13 protein-coding genes and 1 pseudogene are annotated in these 12,051 nt (G+C 73.1%); 1 reads left to right on the top strand and 13 read right to left on the bottom strand.

Annotated elements, in window-relative coordinates; all coding sequences use genetic code 11:
• The first annotated feature begins 177 nt into the window (after window positions 1–177).
• Window positions 178–1,179: a hypothetical protein gene (locus tag LZG04_RS09910; RefSeq protein WP_233815516.1), complete on the top strand. Its 1,002-nt coding sequence runs from the start codon at window positions 178–180 to the stop codon at window positions 1,177–1,179.
• A 331-nt stretch (window positions 1,180–1,510) separates the two neighbouring features.
• On the opposite strand, the gene LZG04_RS09915 is transcribed toward LZG04_RS09910, so the two are convergent.
• The 13 genes and pseudogenes from LZG04_RS09915 to LZG04_RS09975 form a co-directional block, all read right to left on the bottom strand.
• Entirely contained in the window at window positions 1,511–2,044 is a 534-nt protein-coding gene (locus LZG04_RS09915) for a DUF3995 domain-containing protein (protein WP_233815517.1), read from the bottom strand.
• Between the two features lie 95 nt (window positions 2,045–2,139).
• Entirely contained in the window at window positions 2,140–2,694 is a 555-nt protein-coding gene (locus LZG04_RS09920; protein ID WP_233815518.1) for a hypothetical protein, read from the bottom strand.
• Window positions 2,691–3,947 carry a methylaspartate mutase gene (locus LZG04_RS09925; protein ID WP_233815519.1) on the bottom strand — a complete coding sequence of 419 codons (1,257 nt, stop codon included), beginning with the start codon at window positions 3,945–3,947 and terminating at the stop codon, window positions 2,691–2,693. The genes LZG04_RS09920 and LZG04_RS09925 overlap by 4 nt, the downstream gene beginning before the upstream one ends.
• Entirely contained in the window at window positions 3,944–4,399 is a 456-nt protein-coding gene (locus LZG04_RS09930; protein ID WP_233815520.1) for a cobalamin B12-binding domain-containing protein, read from the bottom strand. Before LZG04_RS09930 ends, LZG04_RS09925 begins: the two co-directional genes overlap by 4 nt.
• A gap of 85 nt (window positions 4,400–4,484) precedes the next feature.
• Window positions 4,485–4,781, bottom strand: a pseudogene (locus tag LZG04_RS09935) (carboxyl transferase domain-containing protein); the annotation flags it as partial.
• 145 nt (window positions 4,782–4,926) lie between these two features.
• On the bottom strand, window positions 4,927–5,649 hold the full coding sequence (locus LZG04_RS09940) for a 2-hydroxychromene-2-carboxylate isomerase (protein WP_233815521.1): 723 nt from the start codon (window positions 5,647–5,649) through the stop codon (window positions 4,927–4,929).
• Complete coding sequence (locus LZG04_RS09945; RefSeq protein ID WP_233815522.1) at window positions 5,646–6,590, bottom strand: thioesterase family protein; 945 nt, start codon at window positions 6,588–6,590, stop codon at window positions 5,646–5,648. Before LZG04_RS09945 ends, LZG04_RS09940 begins: the two co-directional genes overlap by 4 nt.
• A gap of 75 nt (window positions 6,591–6,665) precedes the next feature.
• A complete protein-coding gene (locus LZG04_RS09950) occupies window positions 6,666–7,505 on the bottom strand; it encodes an alpha/beta fold hydrolase (protein ID WP_233815523.1) in 840 nt (279 codons plus the stop codon).
• Between the two features lie 2 nt (window positions 7,506–7,507).
• Entirely contained in the window at window positions 7,508–8,353 is an 846-nt protein-coding gene (locus tag LZG04_RS09955; protein WP_233815524.1) for a beta-ketoacyl synthase N-terminal-like domain-containing protein, read from the bottom strand.
• Window positions 8,350–9,465: a beta-ketoacyl synthase N-terminal-like domain-containing protein gene (locus LZG04_RS09960; RefSeq protein WP_233815525.1), complete on the bottom strand. Its 1,116-nt coding sequence runs from the start codon at window positions 9,463–9,465 to the stop codon at window positions 8,350–8,352. Before LZG04_RS09960 ends, LZG04_RS09955 begins: the two co-directional genes overlap by 4 nt.
• Entirely contained in the window at window positions 9,458–10,567 is a 1,110-nt protein-coding gene (locus tag LZG04_RS09965) for a beta-ketoacyl synthase N-terminal-like domain-containing protein (protein ID WP_233815526.1), read from the bottom strand. Before LZG04_RS09965 ends, LZG04_RS09960 begins: the two co-directional genes overlap by 8 nt.
• On the bottom strand, window positions 10,564–11,772 hold the full coding sequence (locus LZG04_RS09970; protein ID WP_233815527.1) for a beta-ketoacyl synthase: 1,209 nt from the start codon (window positions 11,770–11,772) through the stop codon (window positions 10,564–10,566). Before LZG04_RS09970 ends, LZG04_RS09965 begins: the two co-directional genes overlap by 4 nt.
• 2 nt (window positions 11,773–11,774) lie before the next feature.
• Window positions 11,775–12,041: an acyl carrier protein gene (locus LZG04_RS09975; RefSeq protein ID WP_233815528.1), complete on the bottom strand. Its 267-nt coding sequence runs from the start codon at window positions 12,039–12,041 to the stop codon at window positions 11,775–11,777.
• Between the last annotated feature and the right edge of the window lie 10 nt (window positions 12,042–12,051).

A 12,051-nucleotide genomic window follows, 5' to 3' on the forward strand; every position in this document is an offset into this window, starting at 1 on the left:
TCCGCCCGCCACGACGTCCCCCTCGGGGCCCTGTCGCGCCCCCGGCCGGCCGGGGTTTCGTCGCCACGGGGAATCCTTGAATCCCACCGTCATCCCCCTTTGGTGGTGCTATCCAGGTGAGGCACGCCGCACGAGCGTGCCTCACCCAGGGGGATTGTGATGTTGAGAAGAAGAGACGTGCTCCGGTTACCGGCCGTGGCGGCGCTGACGACGGCGGCGCTGAGCGACGCCGCACCGGCCCACGCCGAGCCCGGCACGCTGCACGTCCCGGGGGAAGTGCACCTGGCCACCATGGGGACCGCCGGCGCCACCGGCGTGGCCCACACGACTCGCCGCGCTGACGGCACGTGGACCGGGTTCAGCTACACCGGCACGCAGCACTCGCCGCACGCGCTGGTGTCGGCCGTCGTGAACGACGAGCAGCACCTGCTGTTCGAGGACGCCTCCGGTCTGCCCAACCGGCCGTGGCTGCACCACAGGATCGGCCGCTCGGACGGCTCGTGGTCGGAGGTGTCCGGCCCTCCCGACTCCTCGGGGTGGACCGCCTACCTCGCGGTGGCCGGTGTCGCCGGCGAGTTGCACCGGATTCGGCGCAGCATCGACGACGCCCGCCTGACGCACCACGTGCGGCACGCCGACGGCACGTGGTCGAGCGCGACCATCGTCCCGGCCGCGAGCACGGCGAACACCGACGTGGGGCTCGCCGGGGTGGGCGGCAACCTGCGCCTGGTGATCAACGACACGGCCGGCGGGCGGGTCCTGCCCTCCTACCTCCGCTACCCCGACGGGCAGTGGGTGCAGACCTCCGACGTGCCGTTCACCCCGGCGGCGGCCGAGGTGACCGCGGTCGGGGTGCGGCTCGCGCAGGTCGGGTCGGAGTTGCACGCCGTGGTGTACGGCAGCGACCGGAAGGTCTACCACGCGGTGCAGCGCTCGACCGGGGAGTGGACCACCTTCCACGACGTCGCCTCGCAGACGGGTGCGCCGGGGAGCCCGGTGAGCGGCGTCTCGATCACCGCGTCGCTCGGCGCGCTGCACCTGGCGGTCTCCACCCAGGACAACAGGCTGCTGCACACGATCCGCTTCGCCGACGGGCGCTGGCTGCCGTTCGGGGACGTGCTGGCGGTGACCGGATCACCGGCGAGCGGCCCGTTCGGGGTTGTCATCACCGGTAGCTGAAGGGTGTCCCGATCGGCGTGGGAGTGCTCGTCACCACTGCGACAGGTCACCGCAGGAATTGTCTACACCGTTGCTTAATGTGTGATTCACCTGGTCCGACAACGACCTGGGGCCGGGTACGCCGAAATACTCGGCGTGACCCGGCCCCAGGGCTCGACCTGCGGTTTCAACAGGGCCCGAGGATCCACGGCCAGTCCAGCACATCACTGGACGGGCGCGGGGTGAGAGGGGTTTGCAGGGGCGCGGCGTGCGGTGCGGACAGCATGTGACCATCCTGTGTCGACACGCGCGTCCCGCACAACGGGTCTGCCCAAAGCGGCAAATGCGCGTCTCAACCTTGATTTGCCGAATGCGATCCGGGATCTTGCCGTCGGCGTGCGAAACGCAGGGTCGCCACCCCTAGAAGGACACCCCACAGCAGGAACCAGGGGTCCCACACGAACAGGTGCCAGTAGAACGCCACCGGGTCGAACGACGACGCCCGCGGCACCACGCCCACGGCGATCAGGGACTGCGCGACGACCAGCACGCCCCCGTAGAGCACGAGCACGACGGTCGCACCCCACGACGCGGTGAGCAGCAACCACCGCGGCACGCGCCGGCCCCACGGTTGGACCAGCGCCAATCCCAGTACCGCGCCCACGAGCTTGAGCACCACGGTCGACCACACGATCACGATCAGCTGCGGGTCGCGGGCCCTGGCCATCTCCGCGAGCGCGCCGCCGAGCGTGTCGAGGCCGGCCGTGCCGCCGACGGCCCAGTAGGCGCTCACCACCGCGTACAGCGCTCCCACGACGAACACGGCCCAACCGAGCCACCGTCCCCCCTTGGTCGTGCGCGGTGACGCCTGCGCGGACCTCGTCATGCTGTTGTGCCTCTCCCCCGGGCCGGTCGGACGACACCAGTCGTATCGGTTCAGCCGCGGAGCCGTCAAACGGCCCCACGGGAAGCGGAACAGCGTCACACCCGCTCCGCTCGACGCGCGGTGGCGCCCAGCAGGTCGTGCCGGATCAGCCCGCTGCCCGCCCGCACCAGCAGCCAGTACGGCCGGAACGAGCGCCGCGCGGCGTCGTCGGTGCCGTGCACCCGGGTCTCGGTGGACAGCAGGGTGCCCGTGCCGTCGGCGTCGAGGCGGAAGTTCATCACGACCTTCGACCAGCCGGGCTCGGTGAAGCCGGTGAACGCGTCCCGGTCGCCCCGCGGCAGATCCGGGCGCGCGGGCACCAGGGAGGTGTAGCGGGCGATGTCGGCGAGGACGACCTCACTCGGCGGGTCCTGGGCGACGGGCTTGGGTGCGAACGAGTCCAGCACGAGCGTCCCCGGCGGCGCTTGCACACCCCGCAGCCACGCGAGAGGGCCGCCGCGCAGGCGGAGCAACAGCATCGTCCAGCTCAGGTCGCAGACCCGGAGTGCGGTCAAGGCGGCCCAGACGCGCTCGGGCGGGGCGTCGACGTGGCGGGCGTGGTGCTCGCGGTGCTGCCACTCGGGCAGCAGGTCGTCGATCAGGGTGGTCACGACAGCACCGCCGCGGGGGTGCCGTCGGTGAGGACCGGGTGGTCGTAGCGCTGCTCGACGCGGTGCAGGTAGCCCAGCAGCGCGCCGCTGGTGACCGGCCGGAGGTCCTGGTCGGACCGCGCGATGGGCATGGAGCCCACCGCCGACCAGCGCAGCCGGCCGCTGCCGTCCACGTGCGCGCGGGACCGCCCGGCGTTGTCGGCGTGCAGGCAGTAGGGCACGTCCAGGACACCGGCGGAGAACGCGCGGACGAGTGCCTCCCCGACGTCCTCGTGCAGGTCGAGCACGGCGGCGATGAGCGTGCGCGCCTCGGCCTCGACACCGCTGTCCTCGACCGCGGGCTCCTCGGGGCCGACCGTGCGGGCGACGGCGGCGGCGTGCTCCAGCGACGACACGTTCTCCGCGATGGTCGGGATGCGGTGCGCCTCGGCCGGGGTCTTCACGATCAGCCGGGCCGCTCCCCCGCGCACCGCGAGCCGCGCCGCGTCGGCCAGCAGCGCCAGCGAACCCGCCTCCGTGCGCGGGTGCACGCCCATGTAGGCGTAGACCACGATGTGGTGGTCGACGTCGTGCAGCAGGTCCGCGGCGATGCGCCGCAACGCGTGCAGCGCCTCGGCGTCCTGCTCGGCGCTGGTCTGCTGGGTGAAGCTCAACGACAGGCTGGCGATGCCGCGCCGGCGGAAGAACAGCCCCTCCAGGATCGTCAGCGCGATCAGCAGGCTCGGCGGGCAGAGCTGGCCCAGCATGCAGCCGCCGAAGCTCTCCAGGTGCGGCTCGCCGGGCGCGGCGGCGAACGCCTCCACGGACCGCGACCACGCCGTGACCGACTCGCGCAGGGGCACCCGGCTGTAGGGCAGGCAGTACGACACCGGACCGCCCTCGGTGGCGTCCAGGCCGAGCGCGACGAGCGCGTCCACGATGTCGCCGGGCAGCGGCGAGCCGTGCCGGACCTGGACGGGGAAGCCGTGCCGGGCGGAGTCGGAGAGGACGTGCCGCGTGGTGGCGTCGTCGGTGGTGACGATCGGGTAGCCGTTGAGCGGTGTCCCCTCGGCGGCGGCTGCCAGCACGGCCGCGTAGTCGCCCACCCGGGTGTAGCTGTCGAGCGTGACCGTGCCGACGGTGGTGGCGTGCGCGCGGCGCGTGGCGACCAGGCCGGCGCGCATCAGGGCGGGGTCGCTGAAGCCCATGCGGGGCTGCACGACCAGGTGACCCGCGGCGTGCGCGGCGCGGACGAACGTCGCGAACCCGGTCACGGCGCAGCGCCTTCGAGCGAGCGCCGCTCGCGCGCGGTGGACACGAAGCGGTTGAACCCGGACAGGTCCGCGCCCTCCGCGAACACCGCGTCGAACCCGGCCTCCACGAGCTCGCCCGCCCGGTCGACGTCCGCCGCGCCCGCGATGCCGAGCTTGCCGCCGATCACGACCGGCAGCGTGCGCAGGGCGGGCTCGCGGCGCAGCTTCGTGATCAGCCGCTTGCCGTCGGCGTGGCCGTGACCGTTGACCGTGCTGATGACGAGCAGGTCCGGCCGGTCACTCAGGCACCGGGCGACGACGAGGTCGTCCGGTGTGCACGAGCCGAGGTTGGTCACGTCGTGGCCGTGTTCCTCCAGCAGCAGTTGCAGGAACACGAGGTTCCAGGTGTGCGAGTCGGAGGACACGGTGCACAGCAGCACGCGCCGTCCCTCGTCACGCAGGTGGTTGAGCACGAGCCCTCCTCTTTCGACAGCGGAATGACTGCTACTGCGGGATCTTGTCGTGCGCGCCACGGCCCGTCGGCGCCGCTGTACGCGTCACCAACGTCACCCGCGGCACCACGGCCTCACCGAACGCGTCGCACATCCGCACCAACCGCGCCGCCTTCTCCGCCGACAGCGAGTCCGGACACCCGCCCTTGCGGATCGGGACGTTCGCGGCCACGCCAACCAACGGCCCGACGTCGTAGGCCCGCCGCGGCCGCTCCGGCAGCAACGCCCGCAGATCCTCGCCGTCGGGCACCGAGTGCAGGTCGAACACACCGGGCCGCGCGAACAGCCCGGTGATCCGCCGCGCCCGCCGGCAGGCGTCCGGCTCGTCGTCCGCGATCACGTGCACCGGAGTGCCAGACGCCGATCACGGGTGTGCGCTCACGCACCGCCGGACCCCAGGTCGAGCAGCTGCGCCAGCCGGGCCTCCGGGTCGCGCGGATCGGTGTCGACCGCCTCGGGAGCGGTGACAGGACGCTCCCGCAGCAGGGTCACCCGCAACCACCCGCCGTGTCGTGGTCGGCCCCGCCCACACGTTCCAGCACGGGCACGGGCACGTCGTCCAACGTCGTCGCCGCGGGCACGGGCAGTTCCTGCAACGTCGGCAGCAGCACGTCGAGGTAGGCGTCGAGCCGGTCCAAGCCCCAGAAGCGGTGCCGGCCGACCTTGAAGTAGGGGATGCCGAAGATGTCGTCGTGCCACGCCTGCACCAGCGCGTCGAGGCCCTCCTCGCGGATAGCCGGGTCGTCCACCGCGGATACCAGCGGCTCCGGGTCCAGCCCCGCCTGCTCCAAGGCCGCGCTCAGCACGTCGACCTCGCAGATGTCCTCGCCGCGCTCCCACCGCGCCCGGGTGACCGCGTCGTAGAACACGCGGTCCTGACCCAGGTGGCGGGCCTTGATCCAGGCGAGGTGCGGCAGCTCCCACCACGGGTCCACGTCGATGGGCCACGCCATGCGGTGACCGTGCTCGGCGACCAGGCGCTTGGTGTCCTGGAGGATGTAGAGGTGCTTCGCCTTGCTCATCTGGGTGTAGTGGAACCCGGCGTCGCGCTCCTCCAGGCCGGCCGCCGTGATCGGGTCCGGATCCCAGTAGGGCACGAACTCGATGATCTCCCGCGCCTGCGGGAGGCGTTCCTCCAAGCGCCGCAGGGCCAGCCAGCTGAACGGGCTGCGGAACGAGAAGTACAGGCGTGGCGGCTTCTTCACCCTCATTCGGCACCCCCGAGCAGCGCGGCGCGGGTGTCGGCGTCGAACTCGGCCAGCGATCCGGACTTCTCGCCGCGGCTGACCGCGTAGCCGTGGACGATCGACGCGGTCGCGGTGTGCACGAGCACGTCGCCGCGGCGGACGTAGGTGTCCATGCGGGCCGTGTACATGACGTCCTTGATGACCTCGCCGACGGTGAAGACGGTGTGCAGCGTCTCCTCCATGTGCGCGTCCGCGAGGAGCTGCACGCGGGCGCGGGACACGACGGGGATCCAGCCACGCTCCTCCAGCAGCTTGCCGATGCCCAGGCCGCGCTCGTGCAGGAACCGGTCCACGACCTCCTCCAACGCGCGGGTGTAGCCCGAGTGCTGGAGCCGGTGCGAGTAGTGGCAGTAGAAGTACGGGATGCGCCAGGACCACAGGAACGCGTTCGAGCCGGACGGGGTCAGCACCTCGGTGACCTCGCCCGGGCACGCGAGGTCGACGCGCGCCTTGCTCTCCAGCTCCGCGACACCGCCGACGACGAACGGCACCAGTTCCACCGGTACCGGCTCGTGCCCCGGTGCGTCCCGCTCGGCCACCAGGGCGACGCGGACCTTGCCGGTCAGGATGGTGACCTGCGCGCCGTCGCGCCGCACGGTCAGGCGGACGGTGAAGGCCGCGCCGTGGCCGGGTTTCGCGGGCGCGGTGGTGACGACGGCGGTGACCTCGTCGTCCACCAGCAGGGTCGCGGGGAGCTGGATGGAGGTCTCCACGAACTCGATGCCCAGGCCGTGGACGTGGTAGAGCACGTCGGGGCCGGCGCCGCGGTCGCGGAAGTGCTGGAGCACGGCTTCCTCGAGCAGGTACGTGAAGTGCTTGAAGCCGATCCACGTGCGGATGTTCGCGCCCTCGTACCGGGGACGTCCCACGTACGTCGTGGGGCTCGCGTCGAGCGTGGTGGTCATGGCGGTTGTCGCTCCTTCAGGCACGCGCACCGGGTAGGCGGTGCGGCTTCGTTTCGGCAACGGCGGGGCCGGTGCTCACCGGATCGGGTGCAGCGCGGTCAGGGGGGTGGCATTCGTCTCGAAGCCGACGCGGTCCAGGAACTCGCCCAGGTCGGCCGCCACGTCGTCGGCCTGCTCCACGTGGCAGAAGTGGGAGTAGTGGGGGCGGATGCGGAAGCGGGCGATCGGCAGGGCGGTGGCCAGGGCGGTGGCGCGTTCGCCGCTCAGCGCCTCGTCGTCCCGTCCCGCGACGACCAGGACCGGTATGTCCACATCGGACAGCCACAGGGTGGTGGAGGCCGCGAAGCTCTGGAAGAACGCGCCGAAGCCCACCGGGCCGATGCGGTCGACGACCGTGGCGGCCATCGCGGACAGCAGGTCGTCGTCCAGGTCCGCCGCGCGGGAACCCAGGCGCAGGCGCAGACCGGCGGTCATGATCCGGCGGACGCCGGCCAGGGCCGCCGTGTGCAGCGCCCAGTCCACCTCCAGCGCCGGGGGGCGGAAGAACGGGGCCACGAGCACCACCGCCTCGACGCTCGCGGGCAGCCCGCGTTCGGCGAGCAGGTGCAGCACGGCGTTCGCGCCGAACGAGTGGCCGATCACCACCCGCGGCGCCTCGGGCACCAGGGCCAGGCCCCGGCTCAGCCAGTCGGCGGGTGTGCCGCGGTGGCACCAGGTGTCGGTGCTGCCCGCGCGCCACGGCAGGTCCAGCGCGTAGCACGCGCGGTCGCCGAGTTCGGCCGCCAGCGGCAGCCAGCCCGCCCAGCCGTCCTGGAGGCCGTGCGCGAGCACGACGGGCGGGCCCGTGCCGGAACGGCCCCACAGCACGGCGGCGTCCCCGCGGGCGACGACCCGCCACCTCTCGCGCTCGCCCACGGTCAGATCCCCCGCACGCTCAGGTGGACGGCCGCGTGGCCGTCCGCCGGGCCGCCGCACACGACGCCGGCGCCCGCACCCGGCTGCCCGCCGGCCCGCAGCCACGCGGCGGCCAGCGCGACCTGGAGCACGCCGCGCGCGCCGGACGTGGGCCCGACGTGGTCGTCGATCTCGGCGGTGTCGAGCAGCAGGTCGTCCACGTGCTCGGACCGGTGCACCCGACCCAGCAGCACGCCCGCGCGCCCCGGTTCCGAACGTTCGAGCACGACGCACGCCGCGAGCGCGCGCAACGGGCCCGCGATGGACGTGGCGGTGTCGTCGTCGGGTTCGACGCCGACCACGACGACCCGGTCCGCGCGCCCGGCGCGCAACGCCAGCGCGCCCAGGCCGACCGCGTCCAGACCGGACGTCTCACCCGAGCACACCGTCAGGTTGGGCCCGGTGAAGCCCCAGCGGATGGCGATGGTGCTGGCCACGACGTTGCTGGAGGCGTTGGGGCTGTTGAGCGGGCTCACGTCGCGGCCGGAGCCCGCGCGTTCCTCGCGCACGACGTCGGCGACCGTGGCGACGTTGCCGTAGTTGGAGCTGACGACCACGGCCGTGCGGTCCGCTCCCGGTAGCGGGAGGGTCGGCTTGCCCTCGGGCAGCCCGAGCGCGCGGTGCACGGCGCACAGCGCGAGCCGGGTGGACGGCTCCTTGTAGAGCAGGCCCTTGCGCCCCAGCAGGAGGTGCGCCTGGTCCGGTCCGACGGCCGGTCCGGCCGCCAGCAGCGCGAGCAGGGGATCCTCCGGCGAACCGGGACCGGGCAGGTGCACCGCCTGGGCGGTCACCAGCACCCCGGCGGTCACGGGTTCACCTCGATCACGCACACCGCGTTCACGCCGCCGAAGCCGAACGCGTCGACCTGCACGACCGCGTGCCCGCTGATCGGCGCGGGCTCGTCCACGACCAGGCGCAGGCCGGCGGCCTCGTCGATCGCGGTCCGCAGCCCCGCGTTCGGCGGGACCCACCCGGCGCGCACCGACTCGACGGCGAGCACCAGGCTGGTCAGCGCCGCCGCGCCGGAGGTGTGGCCGATGGCGCCCTTCACGCCGGTGACGAGCGGCTGCTCGGCGACGTCGGCGAACACCTCGGACAAGGCGGAGGCCTCGGTCGGGTCGTTCAGGGCGGTGCCGGTGCCGTGGGCGAGCACGAGGTCCACCTCGTCGGGGGTGATCCCGGCGCGTTCGTGGGCGTCGCGCATCGCCGCCACGATGCCGCGCACGTCCGGCGCGGTCTCGTGGTGGGCGTCGCAGGACAGGCCGACACCGAGCACCAGGGGCCCGTCGCCGCGGGGCTGGACCACGACCGCCGCCGCGCCCTCGCCGAGCAGGACGCCGGTGCGGTCCCGGTCGAACGGGCGCACGGAGGTCGTGGGCTCCTCGCCGACGCGGCCGATCATCGTCAGCATGCTCTCGGTGGTGGCGTCGCAGCCCGCGACGACGACCGCGTCCGCCTCGTCGGCGGCGAGCAGGTCGGCGGCGATGGCCAGCGCGTGCCCGGAGGCCGAGCACGCGTTGGACACCGTGATCACGTCCGCGACTCCGGGCAGCGCGGCCCGCACCGCCGCCGCGAAGTGCAGCTCCTCGGGGAGCACCGGGACACCGTCTGCGGTGAACCGCTCCACCGACCGCAGCTCCCGCAGACCGGTGCCGACGATCGCCGTGACCCGCTGGGTCGTGGCGTCGAGCCCGGCCTGCGCCGCGGCGGCGGCCACGCACTCGGTGAGCCAGCCGGCGGCGCGGCGCGGGCGTTCCACGTCGCCGTCGTCGATCTGGTAGCCGTGGGTGACGTTGAGCTTGGCGGTGTCGTGGAAGCGCAGGGGCGACACCCCGCTGACGCCCTCGACGAGCGCCTTGAACGTCGTCGTCGTGTCGCCCAGGCAGGTGCGGATCTCGGCCCCGGTGATGACGCTAGGCACGGGCGTACCCCCGGATCACGGCCGCGCCGACCGCGCCGTCGGCCGAGACCGACGTGACGACGCCGACCCGCCCGTCCAACGCCTTGTCGCCGCGGTGGTGCGCGAGCAGCGCGGACACCTGGAGCGCACCGGAGGCCGCGTGGCACTCCCCGGTCAGCTCCTTGACGCGCACGCGTCGCGGGCCCGTGCCCAACGACAGCGCGACGCCCAGGGACTCCAGCCGGTCCAGCCGGTCGTCCCCCGTCTCGCCGGTCGCGACGGCCCACACGTCGTCCACGTGGACGCCGGCCCGTTCCAGGGCCCGGCCCACGCAGCCGGCGAGGCCGTCCGCGGTGTCGCCGGTCGGGCTGGAGCCGATCTCCACGGACAGCACCTCCGCGTCGACCGCGCGCCCGGCGGACCGCGCCACGTCGGGGTTCTCCGCGACGAACACCGCGGATCCCTCCCCCAGCGGGACGTGCGCGCCGATCCGCTCGTGCACGTTGTGCGTGCCCCAGGCGGTGTGCGGGCTGAACTCCTCGACCGCGCCGACCAGGGCGCCGTCGACGTAGCCCCGGCGGACCGCGTTGCGGGTGTAGCGCAGCGCGTTGAGGCCGGCGAGCTGGCCGCCCGCCACGGTCGCGTTGACGCCCTTGAGCTTGTGCCAGATCGCGGCCTGCCCCGCGGCGCAGTTCATCACGGTGTTGGGGAACAGCACCGGGTTCACCAGGTACGGCTTGTCCTGCACGAGGGTCTCGCGGCTGTAGTCGCTGGTGGACTTGAAGCTGCCCGCGGTGGTGCCCAGGACGATGCCCAGCCGGTCGCGGTTGGTGTCGTCCACGACCAGGCCGGTGTCGGCCAGCGCGAGGTGGCAGCCGACGAGGGCCAGCGCCGTGCTGCGGTCGAGGAACGCTGTTCCCTTGCGCCCCACGTAGTCCCGGGCGTGGAAGCCGACCAGCGCGCACGCCTTGGACTCGGGCAGCTCGTCGTCGAACGCGCCCTCGACGTCGACCAGGCCGCCCCGGCCCTCGCGGACCGCGGCGCTGAAGTCGTCGGCGCCGATGCCCGTGGAGGTCAGCACTCCCCAGCCGGTGATGGCCAGCGTGTCCGGTGCGGTGCTCATGCCACCCGTCCCAGGATCGTGATGGCGTTGTTGCCACCGAAGGCGAAACCGTTGTTCTGCACCACGTCCAGGCGTGCCTCGCGGGCCGCGTTGGGCACCGGGTCGATGCCGACCAGCTCGGGGTCGGGCGTGGTGTGGTTGGTCGTGGGCGGCAGGAAGCCCTGGTCGATGCCCAGCGCCGAGGCGATCGCGCCGAAGCCGCTGGCCGCGCCCATCGTGTGGCCCAGCATCGACTTGATGGAGCTGATCGGCGGCGGGGTGGGGCCGAAGACGTCCAGCACCGCCTTGGACTCCACCGCGTCGTTGGCGGGGGTGCCCGTGCCGTGGGCGCAGATGTAGTCCACGTCGGACGCCTCGATGCCCGCGTTGCGGTGGGCGCGGCGCATGCACTCGGCGATGCTGTCCTTGTCCGGGGCGACCATGTGGTTGGCGTCGCAGTTGAGGCCGTAACCCAGCACCTCGGCGTAGACGTGCGCGCCCCGCTGCTCGGCGGACTCCAGGGTCTCCAGGAACAGCGCCGCGCCGCCCTCGCCGGTCAGGATGCCCGACCGGTTGGCGTCGAACGGCGAGCACACGTGCTCGGTGAGCGCCCCGAGGCGGAAGAACCCCGCGTGCGCCCAGCGGCACACCGAGTCCGCCCCGCCGGCGACCATGTAGTCCGCGTCGCCGGTGGCGATCTGGTCGTAGGCGTAGCCCAGCGCGTAGTTGCTGGCCGAGCACGCGGTGGACAGGGTCATGGCCTCGCCGGTCAGGCCCAGCTCCCGGTTGACGGCGACCGCCAGCCGGGAGGCCGGGGCCTGTCGGACGAGGTCCGGGGTGATCGACGGCATCCCGTCCTCCACCCACTGGGCGGTGAGCTGCTCGACGACCTGGGACTCGCCGCTCGTGGTCCCGATGCTGGACCCGGCGCGGGAGCGCGCCAGGAGCGCCGGGTCGATGCCCGAGTCCTCCACGGCGAGCCGGCCCGCCGCGGCGGCGAACAGGCTCGTGCGCCCCCACTCGTCCGGGGACAGCGAGCGCACCAGGGCCTTCGGGTCGAAGTCGTGCACCTCCCCCGCCTTGAAGTGGGGGAAGCCCGAGGCGTCGAAGCTCGCGATCGGCGAGATGCCGCTGCGGCCCGCGCGCAGGGCGGCGCCGAAGTCCTCGGCGCCGATCCCCACGCTCGACACGGGGCCGAGGCCCGTGATCACGACACGGCGGTCCACGGTCAGTCCTGCCAGTCGGCGTACTGCGCGAGCACGGTGTAGACGGCGCGCAGGTTCACCATGTTCGGCAGCTCGGCCTGCGGGATGGACACCTTGTACTTCTTCTCGATGCGGGCGAGGATCTCGATGGCCCGCAGCGAGTCCGCGTCGTGCTCCTCGGCGAAGTCGCTGGTCTCGGTGATCTCCTCGGGCTCGATCTCCAGCACCTCGGCGACGATCTCGCGCAGGTCGTCGAGCCGCTGCGGCTCGGTGGTCAGGGCCTTGGTCATCGTTGCTCCT

This window comes from Saccharothrix sp. S26 (genome assembly GCF_021390395.1).
Classification (GTDB): Bacteria; Actinomycetota; Actinomycetes; order Mycobacteriales; family Pseudonocardiaceae; genus Actinosynnema.